At 65.6% G+C, this 18,960-nt stretch carries 15 protein-coding genes; 6 read left to right on the top strand and 9 right to left on the bottom strand.

Translation table 11 applies throughout. The features are described from left to right. The 5 genes from AAE021_RS03435 (at position 1) to AAE021_RS03415 (ending at position 5,089) form a co-directional block, all read left to right on the top strand. Complete coding sequence (locus tag AAE021_RS03435) at positions 1-741, top strand: response regulator transcription factor (RefSeq protein ID WP_342024259.1); 741 nt, start codon at positions 1-3, stop codon at positions 739-741. Between the two features lie 46 nt (positions 742-787). Then, positions 788-1,102: an MmcQ/YjbR family DNA-binding protein gene (locus AAE021_RS03430; protein ID WP_342024258.1), complete on the top strand. Its 315-nt coding sequence runs from the start codon at positions 788-790 to the stop codon at positions 1,100-1,102. A gap of 70 nt (positions 1,103-1,172) precedes the next feature. Then, positions 1,173-1,937: an ABC transporter ATP-binding protein gene (locus AAE021_RS03425; protein ID WP_342024257.1), complete on the top strand. Its 765-nt coding sequence runs from the start codon at positions 1,173-1,175 to the stop codon at positions 1,935-1,937. Between the two features lie 2 nt (positions 1,938-1,939). Then, positions 1,940-4,438, top strand: coding sequence for an ABC transporter permease (locus AAE021_RS03420; protein ID WP_342024256.1), 2,499 nt, complete (start codon positions 1,940-1,942; stop codon positions 4,436-4,438). A 120-nt stretch (positions 4,439-4,558) separates the two neighbouring features. Continuing rightward, entirely contained in the window at positions 4,559-5,089 is a 531-nt protein-coding gene (locus AAE021_RS03415; RefSeq protein WP_342024255.1) for a hypothetical protein, read from the top strand. Between the two features lie 121 nt (positions 5,090-5,210). Here the strand turns inward: AAE021_RS03415 and metG are convergent, their stop codons facing one another. Beyond that, the gene (gene metG / locus AAE021_RS03410; protein WP_342024254.1) at positions 5,211-6,770 is read right to left on the bottom strand and encodes a methionine--tRNA ligase; all 1,560 of its coding nucleotides are present in this window, start codon (positions 6,768-6,770) and stop codon (positions 5,211-5,213) included. Positions 6,771-6,887: 117 nt separating this feature from the next. Between metG and AAE021_RS03405 the strand changes: the two genes are divergently transcribed. Next, positions 6,888-7,901 carry an NADP-dependent oxidoreductase gene (locus AAE021_RS03405; RefSeq protein ID WP_342024253.1) on the top strand — a complete coding sequence of 338 codons (1,014 nt, stop codon included), beginning with the start codon at positions 6,888-6,890 and terminating at the stop codon, positions 7,899-7,901. On the opposite strand, the gene AAE021_RS03400 is transcribed toward AAE021_RS03405, so the two are convergent. From AAE021_RS03400 to ilvD, 8 genes are all read right to left on the bottom strand, one after another. Then, the gene (locus AAE021_RS03400) at positions 7,898-8,722 is read right to left on the bottom strand and encodes a hypothetical protein (protein ID WP_342024252.1); all 825 of its coding nucleotides are present in this window, start codon (positions 8,720-8,722) and stop codon (positions 7,898-7,900) included. The genes AAE021_RS03405 and AAE021_RS03400 overlap by 4 nt on opposite strands. Before the next feature lie 66 nt (positions 8,723-8,788). Continuing rightward, positions 8,789-10,162: an FtsX-like permease family protein gene (locus AAE021_RS03395; protein WP_342024251.1), complete on the bottom strand. Its 1,374-nt coding sequence runs from the start codon at positions 10,160-10,162 to the stop codon at positions 8,789-8,791. After that, positions 10,159-10,890, bottom strand: coding sequence for an ABC transporter ATP-binding protein (locus tag AAE021_RS03390; protein ID WP_342024250.1), 732 nt, complete (start codon positions 10,888-10,890; stop codon positions 10,159-10,161). The genes AAE021_RS03395 and AAE021_RS03390 overlap by 4 nt, the downstream gene beginning before the upstream one ends. 481 nt (positions 10,891-11,371) lie before the next feature. Further along, complete coding sequence (serA, locus tag AAE021_RS03385) at positions 11,372-12,967, bottom strand: phosphoglycerate dehydrogenase (protein WP_342024249.1); 1,596 nt, start codon at positions 12,965-12,967, stop codon at positions 11,372-11,374. A 192-nt stretch (positions 12,968-13,159) separates the two neighbouring features. After that, positions 13,160-14,185: a ketol-acid reductoisomerase gene (gene ilvC, locus AAE021_RS03380; RefSeq protein WP_152219102.1), complete on the bottom strand. Its 1,026-nt coding sequence runs from the start codon at positions 14,183-14,185 to the stop codon at positions 13,160-13,162. A gap of 60 nt (positions 14,186-14,245) precedes the next feature. Next, positions 14,246-14,758, bottom strand: a complete 513-nt coding sequence (gene ilvN / locus AAE021_RS03375; protein ID WP_152219104.1) for an acetolactate synthase small subunit — start codon at positions 14,756-14,758, stop codon at positions 14,246-14,248. Between the two features lie 4 nt (positions 14,759-14,762). Next, positions 14,763-16,670 (bottom strand): acetolactate synthase large subunit, encoded by a 1,908-nt coding sequence (locus AAE021_RS03370; protein WP_342024248.1) that lies wholly within the window; start codon positions 16,668-16,670, stop codon positions 14,763-14,765. Between the two features lie 470 nt (positions 16,671-17,140). Then, complete coding sequence (ilvD, locus tag AAE021_RS03365) at positions 17,141-18,844, bottom strand: dihydroxy-acid dehydratase (protein WP_342024247.1); 1,704 nt, start codon at positions 18,842-18,844, stop codon at positions 17,141-17,143. Between the last annotated feature and the right edge of the window lie 116 nt (positions 18,845-18,960).

Here is an 18,960-nt window from a genome sequence, read left to right as displayed (position 1 = left end):
ATGACCGGCACCCTGCCCGACCCGTCCGACAACAGTGTCCCCGAGGCGGGCCCCATCCGCGTGGCCCTGGTTGATGACCAGCAGCTGGTGCGCGGCGGCTTCAAGATGCTGATCAACTCCCAGCCGGATCTGACCGTCGTCGCGGAGGCCGGCAACGGCGGGGACGCGATCCAGGCACTCTCCGCAGTGCGCGCCGACGTCGTCCTCATGGACGTGCGCATGCCCGGCATGGACGGGATCGAGGCCACCCGCCGGCTCCTGGAACGGGCCGCAGCCCAGCCCAAGGGATCCACCGACGTCGACCTCAAGGTGGTGGTCCTGACCACCTTCGACCTGGACGAGTACGCGCTGTCCGCCATCCGGGCCGGAGCCAGCGGTTTCCTGCTCAAGGATGCTCCCCCGGAAGAGCTGCTTGAGGCCATCCGCACCGTGTACCGCGGCGATGCAGTGATTGCGCCGTCGACCACCCGGCGGCTGCTGGACCACGTGGCTCCCCTGCTCCGCGAGCCCACGGCCGAGGTCAGCCGCCACGCCGCCGACGTCGAACGCCTCACCCCCCGCGAGCGCGAAGTATTCGGGCTGATTGCGCAGGGTCTGTCCAACCCGGAAATCGCCGCCCATCTGTTCCTCTCCGATGCCACGGTCAAAACCCATGTGGGCCATATCCTGGCCAAGCTCGGCGCTCGTGACCGGGTGCAGGCTGTTGTGATCGCTTACGAGACCGGTATCGTCGCTCCGTAACCAAGGCCCGCCCCGCCACGGGCGCACCGGGATCAGGGAGGCTGCCGTGTCCACCGAATCCGACGTCCGGTCCTTCTGTCTGGGGCTGCCCGGAGTGACCGAACGGCTCAGCTGGCAGCAGCCGGCATGGTTTGCCCGCACCCTGATGGCCCGCATCTGGGAAGCCGGTGTGCTGACCGTCAAGACCCCGGAACGGGAGGCCCTCGCGGGCACAGATCCGGACACCTTCTTCTGGACTCCGCACCACAACCGTTCCCCGCAGCTGGTGCTGGTGCGCCTGGACCGCGTGGACCCCGCTGAACTGAAGGAACTGCTCCTGGAGTCCTACCGGTTGGCAGGCCCCCTTCCACCCACGGTATGAGAAGGGGCAGGGCCGATACCCGCCCCTCCTCCGATGCTCCGCCACCCGGCCGCCTCATAACGTAGTGGGTATGACAACCCTTACTGAGAAATCCTCCGTGCCCGGCGGCACCACGGCCGCCGCTGCCGCCCGATCCCTGAACAAGACCTACGGCTCCGGAGACACCGCCGTCCACGCCCTGGCCAACGTTGATGTCACCTTCGACGCCGGCACCTTCACCGCCATCATGGGACCGTCCGGCTCCGGAAAATCCACCCTCATGCACTGCCTTGCAGGACTGGACACGGCCGACTCGGGCCGGATCTGGATCGGGGACACGGAGATCACTTCGCTCAAGGACGCCGAACTGACCCGCCTGCGCCGCGACAGCGTGGGCTTCGTGTTCCAGTCCTTCAACCTGGTGCCCACCCTCACTGCCGAGCAGAACATCACCCTGCCCGTGGCCCTGGCCAACGGCACAGTTGACCGGGCCTGGCTGGACAGCATCACGGAAACCCTCGGGCTCACCGGCCGGCTGAAGCACCGCCCCCACGAACTCTCCGGCGGCCAGCAGCAGCGCGTCGCCGTCGCCCGGGCCCTGCTCACGCGACCGCACGTTGTGTTCGGCGACGAGCCCACCGGCAACCTGGATTCGAAGTCCGGCGCCGAGGTGCTGTCCCTGCTGCGCCGCTCCACCCGGGAAATGGGCCAGAGCATCATCATGGTCACCCACGATCCGGTGGCTGCCTCCTACGCCGACCGCGTAGTCCTGATGAACGACGGCGCGCTGGTGGGCGAACTGGCCAACCCCACCCCGGACAGCGTCCTCGCCGCCCTGACCAAACTGGGAGCCTGAGCATGCTGCAGGTAGCGCTGGCGCAGGTGCGCCTGAATGCCCGCCGGTTCATCGCCGTCTCGCTTGCCGTGATGATCGCCGTCGGTTTCCTGACCGCCACTCTGGTCATCAATTCCTCGTCCAAGGCCTCACTGACCCAGAGCGTGGGTGAGGGTTTCCGAAACGCCGATCTGATCCTCAACGGAAACCTGTTCCGCGCCGACCCGGTGGTGCTGGACGAAGACACTGTCGACGTCGTCCGCGACCTTCCCGGAGTGGAGGGCAGCTACGCAGTTCAGCAGGGCTACGCGAGCTTCGGCACGGGCCGTGACACGGTGTTTGCCCAGCTGAGCAGCACTCCCGAGCACACGGGCCTCTTCCCCGGGGAAGTCGTCGACGGTTCGTTGCCGGTTTCCGACAGCGAGGTTGCCGTGGACACTGCCACCGCCGAGCGGGAGGATCTGTCGATAGGGTCGAAGCTGAACCTCACCGGCGGCTTGGATGAAGCTGCCGCGGAGCTGACCGTCACTGCCCTCGTGGCACCCTCCAACGATCCGAACAGTATGGGCACGCCACAGTTGTATGCCACCGGGCCCACCGCCGCGTTGTTCGCCAACCCCGAAGACGGTTTCGACACCATCCAGCTGGCTCTGGCCGGCGGCGCCAACGCAGAAGATGTCCGTGCCGCCGTGGAGCAGGAGCTTTCCACCGCAGGCATGGACGAGGTTGTGGTCCGCACCGCCCCGGAGCAGACCGACGCCGTCGTGGCCATGTACACCGGCGGAGACGATGCCCTGACCATCATCCTGCTCGCCTTCGCCGCCGTGGCCGTGCTGGTCTGTGCCCTGGTGGTCTCCAACACCTTCTCCGTACTGGTGGCCCAGCGCACCCGGGAACTTGCCCTGCTGCGGTGCATCGGTGCGGAACGTTCACAGATCCGCCGCTCCGTCCTCGTGGAAGCCCTGATTGTGGGCATCGTGGCGTCGGTTGCCGGTGTCCTGGCCGCCGTGGCCCTGGTGGGCGGCATCATCGCCTACCTGCAGACCATTCCCGAAAGCGGCTTTGCCACACTCGCGGTCTCCCCTGTGTCGGTCGTCGTTGGGCTGCTGGTCGGCGTCGTGCTGACCGTCCTGTCCGCACTGGTTCCGGCCCGTGCCGCCACCGCGGTTGCCCCGCTGGCTGCCCTGCGGCCTGCCGAAGACGTGCGGGCCGGAACAAAACGCGGCCGGGTCCGGCTGATCGCCGGACTGGTGCTGCTGGTTGGCGGAGCTGCCCTCCTGGCAGCCGGCGCGATGTCCGCGGATCTCCTGGTGGCGCTTCCCGGCGGCATCCTCAGCTTCGTGGGCGTGCTGATGTGCGCGACCCTGTTTGTCCCGTCGCTGGTGCGGACCGTTGGTTCGCTGGCTGCACCGCTGGGAGTACCCGGCAAACTCGCCGCCGTCAACGCCGTCCGCAACCCCCAGCGCACCTCGGCAACGGCTTCCGCCCTGTTGATCGGCGTCACCCTCGTGACCATGATGATGACCGGAGCCGCAACCGTGCGGACGTCCCTGGACAACGTGCTGGCCGGAGAGTTCCCGGTTGACGTGAGCGTCACCGGTCAGGACACTCCGTTCACTGCAGGTGATGCGGATACCGCCCGTGCCGTGGACGGAGTGCAGGACGCCGTCCTGGTGCCCGTGGCCGGTACCACGGATACAAAGACCTGGGGGGCGTACGACGTCTACGCCCTGGACCCCGCCGACGCGGCGAAAGTCCTGAAGGATTCCAACCTGGTCCTGGCCGATGACACCATCGTGATGCCGCAGGGCATCAAGGATGAAACCCTGACGGTTACCGGGGCAACCTCCAGCGTGGAGCTGAAGGTCCTGGTCTCGGACAGCAAGCAGCTGCGCCCGCTGATCACGGCTGACACGGCGGCGGCCCTGGGCGGACCCGCACCGGTGGCCGAATCCGCGGACTACGTGCCCATGCCGCAGATCTGGCTGTCAGTGGACGAGGGAATGACCACCGGCGCCCTGATCGACCTGCGCTCCGATCTGGCCGAAGGCTTGGATGTGGAGGACTACCTCGTCAATGGGTCCGCCATTGAGCGCGCCGCCTTTGAACAGGTCATCGACGTGCTGCTGATGGTGGTGACCGGGCTGCTGGGCGTCGCCGTCGTGATTGCCCTGGTGGGGGTGGCCAACACCCTGTCCCTGTCCGTTCTGGAACGCACCCGCGAATCCTCGCTGCTGCGGGCCCTTGGCCTGACCCGCGGACAGCTGCGCGGCATGCTGGCACTGGAAGCCGTCCTCATTGCAGGGGTCGCGGCACTGATGGGCAGCGTGCTCGGGTCAATCTACGGCTGGCTCGGAGCGCAATCGGCGCTGGGTTCCTTTGCCTCAGTGGCATTGTCCGTGCCGTGGCTGCAGCTGCTCGGCGTCCTGGCCGTGGCACTGGTGGCCGGCCTGGCCGCATCGGTCCTCCCGGCCCGGCGCGCCGCCCGCCTGTCCCCGGTGGCTGGCCTGGCTGCCGACTAACACCCGCAGTTTCCCGGCAAACCAGTTCCCCGGCCCCTCAGCGGCCGGGGAACTCGCGGCGGATGCGGGGATCTGACAGGATACTCAGCAGACTGATCAGCACTAGTTCAAGGAGCAAACATGTCAGGCACCGGAAGCGCTTGGAAACCCGAACACGCGTCACTGTCCGCTTACCTGGATGACCATCTGCTCGGTGCGGAGACCGGGGTGCGGCTTTTCGGTGCTGCCCGCCGGACCTGGGCCGGATCCGAGCACGAGCAGACCTTCGCGGATCTGGAGCACGAGATTGCCGGTGAGCGCGATGAGCTTGAGCAGCTGATCATTACCCTGGGTTACCGCCGCAGCAAGTTCAAATACCTGATGGCAAAGACCGGTGCTGTCACGGGCCGCCTGGGGCCGCTCAATCCCATGAGCACCGGCGGCGGCACCTCGGGGCAGTTTGAACTCGAAACACTGCAGTCCATGGTGCGGGCCAAGGAATGCCTGTGGCGGACCCTGCTGGCTCTGGCCGCCCACGACCACAGGTTCAACGTCCCCCGGCTCAAGGACCTGATCCAAATGGCCGGCCGGCAGCAGGACGCCGTGGCCCGCGTGATGGAGGAGACCGCTCCGGCGCGTTTCCTGACCGGGCAGGTTCGTTCAGCTTCCTAGCGCCGGGGGTCTTCCGCACGTGCGGAAAGCTCCCTAAGATCCCGCGAACTAGCAGAAAGTGCCCTTCTGAACGATCAGAAGGGCACTTTCTGCTGTTTCGGCGTGCGTAGAGCGCGGGAAGTTACTCCGCGGGTTCCTCATACTTCGGGAAGATCGGTGCGGGCGTCGGCAGCGGAGTGCCCGGCACCAGCGGCGTGGCGATGGCGTTGAACTGCCGCGCGTCGCCGTCGTTCTGGCCCAGCACCGTCAGGAGCTTGGCGGCGCTGTCCGGCATCACCGGCTGGATCAGGATGGCCACGATGCGCAGCACTTCCAGCGTTACGTAGAGCACGGTGTTCATGCGCTCGACGTCGGTCTTCCGCAGCACCCAGGGAGCCTGCTCGGCAAAGTAGGCGTTGGTGTCGCCCAGGACCTTCCACGTGGCTTCGAGCGCGCCGTGGAAGTCCTGCACGTCGTACGCCTTGCGGGAAATCTCCAGCAGCTCACCGGCTGCGGCGAGGATGGCCTTGTCCTCAGCGGTGAACTCCCCCGGCTGTGGCACTGCGGCGCCGCAGTTCTTGGCGACCATGGACAGCGAACGCTGGGCCAGGTTGCCCAGGTTGTTGGCCAGATCGGAGTTCATCCGGCCCACCACAGCCTCGTGACTGTAGGAGCCGTCGCCGCCGAAGGGAACCTCGCGCAGCAGGAAGAACCGCACGGAATCCAGGCCGTACTGGTCGGCCCATTCTTTGGGTGCCACCACGTTGCCCAGGGACTTGGACATCTTGACGCCCTTGTTGTGCAGGAACCCGTGGATCATGACGCGCTTGGGCAGCTCCAGGTCAGCGGACATCAGGAACGCGGGCCAGAAGATCGCGTGGAAACGGGAGATGTCCTTGCCGATGACGTGCACATCCGCCGGCCAGTACTTCTTGAACGCTTCGGATTCGGTATTGGGGAAGCCGACGCCGGTGAGGTAGTTGGTCAGCGCGTCCACCCACACGTACATGACGTGCTCGGCGTTGCCCGGGACCGGGACTCCCCAGTCGAAGGTGGTGCGGGAGATGGACAGGTCCTCCAGGCCGCCCTTGACGAAGCTGATGACCTCGTTGAACTTGGACTGCGGCGCGGCGAAGGAGGGCTGGGATTCGTAGAGGGCCAGGAGCTTGTCCTGGTAGGCGGAGAGGCGGAAGAAGTAGCTTTCCTCCTCGGTCCAGGTCAGTTCGGTCTCCGTCTCCTTGGAGTAGCGGATACCGTCCTCGCGCAGCTCGGTTTCATCCTCGGAGTAGTACGCCTCGTCCCGGACGGAGTACCAGCCGGCGTACTTGGAGAGGTAGATGTCGCCCTTCTCCTCCATCCGCTTCCAGATGGCCTGCGCAGCGGCGTAGTGGTCCTTGTCCGTGGTGCGGATGAACCGGTCATGGGAGATATTCAGGTCCCGGCTCATCTGCTGGAAGGCTGCCGAATTCCGGTCCGCCAGCTCCTTGGCGGTGATGCCTTCCTTGTCCGCGGACTGCTGCATCTTCAGGCCATGCTCGTCCGTGCCGGTCATGAAGAAGACGTCGTACCCGTCCAGGCGCTTGAATCGGGCCATGGCGTCGGTGGCAATGGCCTCGTAGGCGTGGCCGATATGGGGCACTCCGTTGGGATAGGAGATGGCCGTGGTGATGTAGAACGGGGTCTTGGAATCGGAAGAAGTCACATAAGAAAATTACCCTGTTTTGCCCCTCGGTGTCGCTTCGGTGCAGTCCGGCCGCCGCGGAAAGCATATGGACGCGCTCCGCTTGACCGCTGGTGAGCTTCAGCGCACTGTTGCGGCATGAAGGCGTTTGCGATCAGCAAGTACAAGGGGCCGCTGCAGGAAGTGAACATGCCCGAGCCGGAGGTGGGTGGGAACGATGTCCTCGTTGACGTTCAAACCGCCGGGGTCAACCACCTTGATGAGATGATTCGCAGCGGTGAGTTCAAACAGATCCTGCGGTACCGGCTCCCGCTGACCCTTGGCAACGAAGTGGCAGGAACGGTGGTTCGGGCAGGCCGCTCGGTGCGCGGCTTCGCCCCGGGCGACACCGTGTACGCCCGGCCCAGGAGGGACCGCATCGGGACCTTCGCCGAATGGACTGCCATTGCCGAGGAGGATCTTGCCCCAACGCCGGTCTCGCTGGACCTGACGGAAGCGGGGTCGCTGCCGCTGGTGGCGCTCACCGCTTGGCAGGCCCTGATTGAGCGCGGCAACGTTCAGCCGGGGCAAAAGGTCCTGATCCATTCCGGTGCCGGCGGTGTCGGGTCCATCGCGATTCAGCTTGCCAAGCATTTGGGTGCCGAGGTGGCTACGACGGCCAGCGGCTCCAACGGCGCCTTTGTGCGCGATCTCGGAGCCGACGTCGTCATCGATTACCGGGCACAGGACTTTGAGCAGGTGCTGCACGGCTATGACCTTGTCCTGGACACCCTGGGCGGCAGGAACCTTGAAAAGTCCCTGCGGGTTCTGCGTCCGGGCGGAAGAGTCATTGGCATTGCGGGTCCACCGGATCCGGCGTTCGCCCGGGAGATGGTCGTGAACCCTCTGGTGCGGTCGGTGATCACCCTGCTCAGCTCAGGCGTGCGGCGTCGGGCCAGAAAGCTGGGCGTCACGTACGAATTCCTGTTTATGCACGCCAGCGGTGAGCAGCTGCGCAAAATCACTGCCCTGGTCGACGACGGCGTGCTGCGCCCGGTGGTGGGAAGGGTGTTTCCGTTCGACCAGACGCCCGAGGCACTGCAGGCCCTGGGAAAGGGCGGGATCCGGGGCAAAGTGGTGATCAGCCGCGATGGTGGCCGGGTGGACGATTAGGGCTGGTACTCGGCCGTATCAAACCGTTCAAGATATCCCCTCCCAAGCAGCACGGCGGTGGGGATGACCGCAACAATCCAGGCCGGAAGCGCAAACAGGACACCCCGGTCCGGCGACCAGCCGGTCCCGTGGCCCAGGAGTCCAAACCAGGCCAAACCTGAGGAGGCGGCGAGCGCGGACAGGCCGACCCCCACGAACGTCCGCAGCCTGTTCCGCCGGTAACGGGTCTGCAGCAACAGAAGAAGCGGCAGAAGCGGGACGAGCCAGCCGAACACTCCAACCGGGAAGCCGGCAAAAGCAAGGCTCAGCACGATGCGGACGGCAAGATAACCCGTCCCGACAGCCACGAGGGCGGTTGCGGCGTACATGATGAGGTACCGCCTGCCGAGGGGAAGGCCGCCCCGCACTCCGTACAGCGCGGTGAAGAGCGCCCAGGACGGGAGAAACGCCAGTGCGAGCCCCACGTAGATCCCGGGCTCCGTGAGCACAAGCAGAACGGTCAGCAGAAGGACCGGCAGCGCATAAACACTCACCCGGATCGCCGCTGCGGAAGGACGGGCCGGGAGGAAGACAGCAAGTCCAATCAGCACTGCGGTTGCAGCATGGATCGCCGCGGGGGCCACCCGGCCCCAACTGCTGACGGACGCTGCGGAACCGCCGGCGCCGGCGAAAGAGACCGCTGCAAACGTGCCAAGCCATACCAGCAGCACCGATGCCTCAGCCCAGCTGCGTTCCAGGGGTGTCGCCCGAGGATCTGGGTCCAACCCCGGTCCGGCCGCGCCGTGTTTCCCGGCGCTGCTGCTCCCCTGGACTTCCTTCATGTGGACTCCCCCTCCCCCGGCGTGCTCGAAGCCACCGGGTTTCGGGCCAGTGTAGCCGGGGCTGGCTTAGCGTCCCGTCTCCGAATCGGCCAGCACTCCGGTCAGCACTGGGCCTGTCGCGGCCAGTCCGGCCCGCACCAGTGCCACGCCGACGGCGACCGACCCCACCAGGAAGGCCACGGATACCGGTGCAACCAGCAGCGCTGCCCCGGTCAGCGGGAACAGCAGCACCGCGGGCACAGCGGTGGACACGATGCTGACCAGCAGCAACGGCTGCATGACCGCTCCGATGCGCGCAGCATCAATGACTTCGCGGGGCATGCCCATCCGGTCCAGGCTGCGGTAGAGGTCCGCCCGGTCCAGCACGGTGGCTGCCTGGTTAATTCCCGCCGAGCAGGCCACCATGAGGAAGCCGGCGATAACCGTGATCAGAACACCCGTCATGATGTCCTGCAGCAGGAAGTCCTCCGGACCCTCGGACTGCGCTCCCTGCAGTGCCGCTGCTCCGGCGCCGGCAATAACGGCAGTGAAGCAGACCATCGACAGCGCGCTGACCTGCCGCCATGCCGCTTTCGGTGCATCCAGGACGATCCGTGCGGCCATCAGCGCCTGCGGCGTTGTGGCCCGGCGCAGCCGCCGCCGGGCGGAGACGGACACCAGCCAGGGCCCGACCAGGTTCAGTACTGCCAGCCCGGCTGCGAACACACCGAAGATGATCATCAGGGCCAGCACGGCTCCGGCGCCGGGGATCATGAGGGCAAGGACGCAGATTCCCAGAATCGCAACGGCGATTCCCGCCCGGCTCCAGTGGACCTTTTGGGCCAAGGCCCTCGTCCGTACGCCCAGTGGCGAGATGATGACCTTGCGGAGGCCGACGGCGGAACTTCCCACGGCCAGGAGCACCACGGCTGCCACCGTGGCCAGGCCTGCGGCCGGGTGCAGCCAATACGCCGAGCCCAGCGGGGCTCCCCGGAAATGGATCAGCTGAACGAACGGGGCGAGCACCGCGTAACCGACCACTCCGCCCAGTGCACCGGCGAGCGCCTGCGCGCCGGCTTCCAGGACCGTTACTTGGCGGACCGTCTTCGCGGACGCACCCAGCAGGCGCAGGGTCGAGAGATGCTCGTCGCGGCGCCGGGCCGACAGCCGTGCGGCCGAACCGCCAAGCGTGATCAGGGGAAGCACCAGCAAAATAAGTGCGAAGGATGCGAGCAGCAGGTAGAGATCGCCTTCCGCATCCCCCCACTGCAGGAAGGACAGGGCGCCGGCAAGCACCGTCAGCAGGAGGGTGGTGACCACGGCAAAGGATGCCGCCGGCAGCAGCGCCGCCCTGTGTCCCGAGGTGCCCGGTCTGTTCAGGAGCCAGGCGATGCGCAGCGGGACGGCCAGGCCTGAGACTCCGGCCGCACGGCCAAAAGCTGAGGATACGGTGGTGCTCATCGGATCATTCCCGCCGCACCGGCCGTATCGGCAACGACCCGGCCGTCGGCAAGGGTGACCACCCGTGCGCACCACCGGGCAACCTCCGGATCGTGCGTGACAACCACCAGCGACCGGCCGGTCCCCTGCACTGTTCCCAGCAGCAGCCTCATCACGTCCGCTGACGTCCGGGAGTCGAGGGCACCGGTGGGCTCATCCGCGAACAGTACCCGTGCTCCCGTGACCTGTGCCCGGGCAATCGCCACCCGTTGTGCCTGGCCGCCGGACAGCTCTCCGATCCTTCGGCCCTCCATGCCGGCCAGCCCCAGGGCGGACAGGGCAGCCGCTGCGGTCTGTTCCGCACGGACCCGGTCCGTGCCGTCGAGCATCAGGGCCAGGGCCACGTTCTCCCCCGCGGTGAGTTCGGGAATGAGCAGCCCCTGCTGGAATACGAAGCCGAAGTCCCGGCGGCGCAGGGCGGACCTTGCGTCGTCGTCGAGGGCGGTGACCTCAACCGGGGCACCGGATCCGCGGAAGAGCCGTACGCTTCCGGCGTCGGGCTGGATAATGCCGGCCAGGCAGTGCAGCAGAGTGGTCTTTCCCGAACCCGAAGCTCCCATCACGGCAATGGCTTCACCGGGCCGGACGGAAAGGCTGACACCGGCGAGGGCGGGTGCGTTGCTGTTGTAGGTCTTTACGAGGTTGTCGGCTGCCAGCAGGGGCGGCATACCGGGCATGGATGCAGTCATACATCCATGGTGTCTCCGCTGGGCTTTGCGCGCCTCGGAGGATGGCATGAACCCGGAGCCGGGCAGTCTCCTACCCCGGGTGGAGAAACACTTTGATGGCCCGTTATCTGCACTAAGGATCAGCCCGACGGCGCTTGCGGGAGCCAGAGGGGCCAGTCAGGGTCCTTTGTGCAGATCAAGGGCCTTCCGGAAATCCTTTGTGCAGATCAAGGGCTCAAAAAGGCGTTTTAGGGGGTTTTGGACCCGTTATCTGCACGAGAGACTTTTTGATGTCCCCATATCTGCACGAGAGATTGCTCCGGCGGTTCTGATGACCCGTCATCTGCCCGAAGGATCCAGCCCGACGACGCCGGTGCGCCGTCCCTCTGCCCGACAGGTCGGATCGGGCCTCCTGCTGCACGCGTAAACAAGCAGGGACCGGCCCGCCGAGGCGGAACCGGTCCCTGCTGCTGGTGCTGGTGGTACTGCGTTACCCGCGGAATCAGTCCTGCAGGTCGACCTCGCGGGCAACAGAGGCACCGATTTCGACCTTCAGCTCTTCCAGCACGTCCTGCGGCACTGAGGAATCGACAGTCAGCAGGGACAGCGCCTGGCCGCCCTCGCTGTTCCGGGCCACCTGCATGCCGGCAATGTTGATGTCCTTCTCGCCCAGGATCCGGCCCAGGGAGCCGATGACGCCGGGACGGTCCTGGTAGATCAGCACAATCAGGTGTTCGCTGATCGGGATTTCCAGGTCATAGCCGTTGACGCCCACGAGCTTCTGGATCTGCTTCGGTCCGGTCAGGGTGCCGGAGACCTCCAGGCGGGTGCCGTCGGAAAGGGCGCCGCGGATGGTGAGCAGGTTGCGGTAATCGTCCACGTCAGGCGTGGTCAGGAGCCGCACCTCGATGCCGCGCTGCTCGGCCAGCACCGGGGCGTTCACGTAGGAAACCTGCTCGGACACGATGTCGGTGAAGATGCCCTTGAGCGCTGCCAGCTCCAGGGCCTTGACGTCCAGGGACGCAATCTCGCCGGCCACTTCGATGTCCACTGCGGTGACCGAATCGTGTGACAGCGCGGTGAAGATACGCCCCAGCTTCTCGATCAGCGGGATACCCGGGCGCACGTCTTCGGCGATGACCCCGCCGGCAACGTTGACGGCGTCCGGCACCAGTTCACCGGCCAGCGCCAGGCGGACGGATTTGGCCACCGATACACCGGCCTTTTCCTGCGCTTCCTCGGTGGAGGCACCCAGGTGCGGGGTCACGATGACGTTGTCCAGCGACTGGAACGGCAGGTCGGTGGAGGGTTCCTTCACGAACACGTCCACGCCGGCGCCGGCAATCTTGCCCTCGGTGAGCGCGGTGTACAGGGCATCTTCATCAACAAGGCCGCCGCGGGCCACGTTGACCACGTACGCGGTGTCCTTCATCTTCTCGAACGCGTCGGCGCCGAGCATGCCCAGGGTTTCCGGGGTCTTGGGCATGTGGATGGTGACGAAGTCGGCCTGTTCCAGCAGCTCGTCCAGGGTTACCAGCTTCACGTTCAGCTGCGCGGCGCGGGCCGAGGTGATGTACGGGTCATAGGCGAGGATTTCGGTGCCGAAACCCTGCAGGCGGGCAGCAACGAGGGCACCAATGCGGCCCAGGCCGATGATGCCGATCTTCTTCTCGAACAGTTCGATGCCGGAGTACTTGGAGCGCTTCCACTCCCCGCCCTTGAGCGCGGCACTGGCCTGGGGAATGTGGCGGGCCAGGGACAAGATATGGCCCACGGTCAGTTCCGCGGCCGAAATGATGTTGGAGGTGGGTGCGTTCACCACCATGACGCCGGCCTGGGTGGCGGCCTTGATGTCCACGTTGTCCAGGCCCACACCGGCGCGGGCAATGACCTTGAGCTTGGGAGCGGCGGCAATGGCTTCGGCGTCGACCTGCGTGGCGGAACGCACGAGGATGGCGTCGACGTCGGCGATTGCGGCCAGCAGCTGGGCGCGGTCCGCTCCGTTGGTGGAGCGGATCTCGAAGTCCGGCCCCAGGGCCTGAACCGTGGCCGGGGAAAGTTCTTCCGCAATAAGTACGACGGGCTTGGTGGCTGTCACCGGTGACCTCTTTAGCTGTGGTGGATTCTGGTGGGGTTCTAGGTGAAGCGTTTTTCGCGCAAAGAGGCCGGACCCGTGTAACCGGGCCCGGCCTCTTTACCGAAACGGCTTGCTCCTTCGAGCTTATCGTTTCGCTGATGGGCACGCTCAATTCGTGTCCTGTGTTACCGGCAACTCTCCGGCATGAAACGGCTAGCGGGAGACGGAGCCCTCGGTGTAGTCGTCGTCGGACTTGATCCAAGAGAAGAGCTTGCGCAGTTCGCGGCCGGTGGCCTCGATGGGGTGGTCCTCGCCCTTCTTGCGCAGTGCCTTGAACTCCGTAGCGTCCGCGTCCTGGTCGTCGATGAAGCGCTTGGCGAAGGCCCCGTTCTGGATGTCCGCGAGGACTGCCTTCATGTTTTCCTTCACGCTCTCGTCAATGACGCGGGGACCGGACACGTAGTCGCCGTATTCGGCGGTGTCGGAGACACTCCAGCGCTGCTTGGCGATGCCGCCTTCGACCATCAGGTCAACAATCAGCTTGAGCTCGTGCAGCACCTCGAAGTACGCAACCTCCGGCTTGTAGCCGGCTTCGGTCAGGGTTTCGAAACCGTACTGGATCAGCTGCGAAGCACCGCCGCAGAGCACTGCCTGCTCGCCGAAGAGATCGGTTTCGGTCTCTTCGGTGAAGGTGGTTTCGATGACGCCGGCACGGGTGCCGCCGATGGCCTTGGCGTAGGACAGGGCCAGTTCCTTGGCCTTGCCGGACGGGTTCTGCTCGACGGCGATCAGGTCGGGAACACCGCGGCCGGCTTCGAACTCGCGGCGGACAATGTGGCCCGGGCCCTTGGGGGCAACCAGTGCGACGTCGACGTCGGCCGGCGGCTGGATGTAGCCGTAGCGGATGTTGAAGCCGTGGCCGAAGAACAGGGCGTCGCCGGCCTGCAGGTTCGGAGCGATGTCCTCGGCGTACACGAAGCGCTGGACCTGGTCCGGGGTCAGGACCATGATCAGGTCCGCTTCGGCGACGGCGTCGGCGACGTTGAGCACGCGCAGTCCCTCGGCTTCGGCCTTGGCACGGGACTTCGAGCCTTCCTTGAGGCCAACGCGGACGTCGACGCCGGAATCGCGGAGGCTGAGCGCGTGGGCGTGGCCCTGGCTGCCGTAGCCAATGACCGCTACGGTGCGTCCCTGGATGATGGACAGGTCGGCGTCGTCGTCGTAATACATGTCAGTCACAGTGTGTCTCCTACTGAGGTTTTCTTGGATGAAGGTTTGGTGCGGAACGGCGGCGATAGCCTAGGCGCTGCGCAGGGCGCGGTCGCCCATGGACTTTGCGCCGCGGCCGATGGCCAGGGTTCCGGATTGGACTATTTCGCGGATGCCAAAGGGTTCAAGCACTGCAAGGAGTGCGTTGAGTTTATCGGCGGTGCCTGTGGCTTCAACGATCAGCGAGTCGGTGGACACGTCAACCACTGAAGAACGGAACAGCTCGGCTGCTTGGGTTACCTGCAGCCGGGTTGCGGCATCCGCGCGAACCTTGACCAAGATGTGGTCGCGTTGCACGGAAGACTCGGGAACCAGCTCGACAATCTTGATGACGTTGACGAGCTTGTTCAGTTGTTTGGTGACCTGTTCGAGCAGGTCACCCTCGGCCTCGACCACCACGGTGATGCGGGACAGGCCCGGAACCTCCGAGGGGCCAACGGCCAAAGAATTGATGTTGAATGCCCGGCGGGCAAACAGGGACGCAACGCGGGTCAGAACACCGGGAACGTCTTCAACCAGCACGGAAAGGGTGTGGCGTGCCATGGCCCTAGTCCTCCTCTTCCCATTGGGGTGTCATGTTGCGGGCAATCTGGATCAGGTCATTGGACACGCCCGAGGGGACCATCGGCCACACCATGGAATCGCGGCTGACCACGAAGTCGATGACGACGGGCCGGTCATTGATGGCCAGCGCCTGGCGGATGGTGTCGTCAATGTCCTCTTCGCGTTCGCAGCGCAGCCCGGCGCAGCCGTACGCGTCGGCAAGCTTGACGAAGTCCGGGATGCGCACGGTGTCATGGCCGGTGTTGAGGTCCGTGTTGGAGTAGCGGGACTCGTAGAAGAGCGTCTGCCACTGCCGCACCATGCCCAGGGATGAGTTGTTGATGATGGCAACCTTGATCGGAATCTTATTGATCAGGCAGGTGGCCAGCTCCTGGTTGGTCATCTGGAAACAGCCGTCGCCGTCGATCGCCCAGACCACGCGGTCCGGGTTGCCGACCTTGGCGCCCATGGCCGCGGGTACGGAGTAGCCCATGGTGCCCAGTCCGCCGGAGTTCAGCCAGGCGCGGGGGCGCTCGTACTTGATGAACTGAGCGGCCCACATCTGGTGCTGGCCGACGCCGGCCACGTACACGCCTTCCGGTCCGGTGAGCGCACCGATGCGTTCGATGACCTTCTGCGGGGCAATGTGCCCGTCCTCCGGCTCGGCGAAGCCCATCGGATAGGTTTCGCGCAGCCGGTCGATCATGGCCCACCAGGACGTGATGTCCGGGCGTTCCTCGGCGAACTGTGTCCGGACGGCGTCGGTCAGTTCAGGAATGATCTCCTTGACCGATCCAACAATTGGTACATCGGCCGGGCGGTTCTTGGAGATTTCCGCGGGGTCGATGTCGGCGTGGATGACCTTGGCGCCGGGGGCGAAGGAGGACAGGACGCCGGTGACGCGGTCATCAAAGCGGGCACCGAGCGTGATGAGCAGGTCCGACTGCTGCAGTGCGGTCACTGCGGAGACCGATCCGTGCATGCCCGGCATGCCGGCGTGCTGGGGGTGCGAGTCGGGGAAAACGCCGCGGGCCTGGAGGGTGGTGACCACCGGGGCTCCCACGAGTTCAGCCAGTTCCAGCAGTTCTTCCGAGGCGTTGGCCTTCAGCACGCCGCCGCCCACGTAGAACACGGGACGATGCGATGCGGCGATCAGGCGGGCGGCCTCGCGCACCTGCTTGGAGTGGCCGCGGACCACCGTGCGGTAGCCGGGCAGGTCGATCTTGGGCGGCCAGGAGAACTGCGTCTTGGCCTGCTGCGCATCCTTGGAGATATCCACCAGCACGGGCCCGGGACGGCCCGTGGTGGCAATGTGGAAGGCTTCGGCCAGCACCCGGGGAATGTCGTCAGCGTTGGTCACCAGGTATGAGTGCTTGGTGATGGGCATCGTGATGCCCACGATGTCCGCTTCCTGGAAGGCATCGGTGCCGATAAAGGCGCTGGACACCTGGCCGGTGATGGCGACCATGGGAACAGAGTCCATATGGGCATCCGCGATGGCGGTGACCAGGTTGGTGGCTCCGGGACCGGACGTGGCGATGCAGACACCGGCGCGGCCGGTGACCATGGCGTACCCCTCGGCCGCGTGGCCGGCACCCTGTTCATGGCGGACCAGAATGTGCCTGATCTTGGTGGAATCCATGAGCGGGTCATAGGTCGGAAGGATCGCGCCGCCCGGAAGACCGAAAATATCGTCGACACCCAGTTCTTCCAGCGCCCGGACAATAGCTTTAGAGCCGGTCATCTCGGTGGGCGGAACAACGTTGTTGGGGCCCTGGACCCGATTGTCCACGACGTCGGAGGGTGCGGATATGGAGGAGGCAACATCACGCGTCTTGGCCGCGGCCGCCTTCGCGGCGACACTGGCCTTATTGGCCATCAGCGACGGGCTGATTGGCGATCCCTTACTCATAAAGACTTCCTTACGGATACTTATTCATGTGATCTGCTGCGGCGGCCGTCCGGACGGTGAGCCCGGGGCGGCTTTTGTGCTTTGTCTGAAGCCAATAAAAAAACCCCTCGTGCCGGTTGGCTCCGTAGGGGTTCGCGCGTGACGTTCTTACAAGCCGGCTGTTAGGCCACGCGCTTGATAAGGACGACGGATACGATCTGCATACGGATCAGTCTTCCCTTCCCACTGCAGGGGTGTCAACCGGAAACGCTGGCGTCTCACCATGTGGACAAGCGGTCCGCATCATGGACGCATCACTGCCGGGCCCAGAAGGCCGACAGGGCCTAAGTGGGCCCCCAATCGGCAGCCGCTGCCCCAACAAGGCTGCAGGGTTTACTCCTGCCCCGATAAGGCGGCAGGGCTTAATAAGGCTGAAAACCCTTAGGGGCCCCGCTGATATCCGCGCCAGCGGATATCAGCGGGGAGGGTTTTCAGCCGCAGTAAGCACCCGTGGACGCGGAGTTGACCAGCTTGGCGTACTTGCCCAGGACTCCGGTGGTGAACTTGGCCGGCAGTGGCTTCCAGCCTTCCTTGCGGGCTTCGAGCTCGTCGGCATCGACCAGCAGGTCGAAGGTGCGGGCTGCGATGTCCACGCGGATCCGGTCACCGTCCTTCACGAAGGCGATGGGGCCGCCGTCGACCGCCTCGGGCGCAACGTGCCCGATACACAGGCCCGTGGTGCCGCCGGAGAACCGGCCGTCGGTCAGCAGCAGGACATCCTTGCCCAGGCCGGCACCCTTGATGGCGCCGGTGATGGCGAGCATTTCGCGCATGCCCGGCCCGCCCTTGGGGCCTTCGTAGCGGATGACGACGACGTCGCCGGCGTGGATCGCCCCGGCGTCGAGCGCATCCAGGGCGCCCTGCTCGCGCTCAAAGACGCGTGCGGTGCCTTCGAACACGTCGGCGTCGAATCCGGCGCTCTTGACGACGGCGCCCTCGGGAGCCATGGAACCGTGGAGGATGGTGATGCCGCCGGTCTTGTGGATCGGGTTGTCCATGGCGCGCAGGACCTTGCCGTCCGGATCCGGCGGATCGATCTTGGCAAGGTTCTCGGCCACGGTCTTGCCGGTGACGGTGAGGCAGTCGCCATGGATCAGGCCGGCGTCGAGCAGTGCCTTCATGATGACAGGAACGCCGCCGATCTTGTCGACGTCGTGCATGACGTAGCGGCCGAACGGCTTCAGGTCACCCAGGTGCGGGATCTTGTCGCCGATGCGGTTGAAGTCCTCGAGCGTGAGGTCAACCTCTGCCTCGCGGGCGATGGCCAGCAGGTGCAGGACCGCGTTCGTGGATCCGCCGAAGGCCATGGTGACGGCGATGGCGTTTTCGAAGGCCTTCTTGGTCATGATGTCGCGGGCGGTGATGCCCTTGCGGAGCAGGTTGACCACGGCTTCGCCGGACTTGCGGGCGAATTCGTCGCGGCGGCGGTCCGCTGAGGGCGGAGCGGCCGAACCGGGCAGAGACATGCCCAGCGCCTCGCCGATGCAGGCCATGGTGTTGGCGGTGTACATGCCGCCGCAGGCGCCTTCGCCCGGGCAGATGGCACGTTCGATAGTGTCCAGGTCCTTGAGGCTCATCTTGCCGGCGGCGCAGGCGCCGACCGCTTCGAAGGCGTCAATGAGCGTGACCTCGCGCTCGGTGCCGTCTTCCATTTTGGCAAAGCCGGGCATGATCGATCCGGCGTAAAGGAAAACGCTGGAGAGGTCGAGGCGGGCCGCCGCCATCAGCATGCCGGGAAGCGACTTGTCGCAGCCGGCCAGCAGAATGGAGCCGTCCAGCCGCTCGGCCATCATGACGGTTTCCACGGAGTCGGCAATGACCTCGCGGGAGACGAGGGAGAAATGCATGCCCTCATGCCCCATGGAAATGCCGTCGGAAACGGAAATGGTGCCGAACTGCATCGGGAACCCGCCGCCGGCGTGGACGCCTTCCTTGGCGCCCTGGGCCAGCCGGTTCAGGGACAGGTTGCAGGGCGTAATTTCGTTCCAGGAACTGGCGACGCCGATCTGCGGTTTGGCGAAATCGTCGTCTCCCATTCCCACCGCACGGAACATGCCCCGCGCCGGAGCTGCGTGGATCCCGTCGGTGACTACTCGGCTTCGGGGTTTGATGTCAGGGGTTTTCTCCAAGCTCATGTTCCGATCTTAGGACCTGCCGGCGCCTCCCCCGGGGCATATGACGGCCGCGTGCCCCGGTTGTTACGGCGCGTGAAGGGCGCGTGACAAGTCTGTTTCCAACCGGGTGTTGCCGG

Origin of the sequence: Arthrobacter citreus (assembly GCF_038405225.1) — a bacterium.
GTDB classification, from domain to species: domain Bacteria; phylum Actinomycetota; class Actinomycetes; order Actinomycetales; family Micrococcaceae; genus Arthrobacter_B; species Arthrobacter_B citreus_A.
This window is presented reverse-complemented; position numbering and strand designations above follow the sequence as displayed.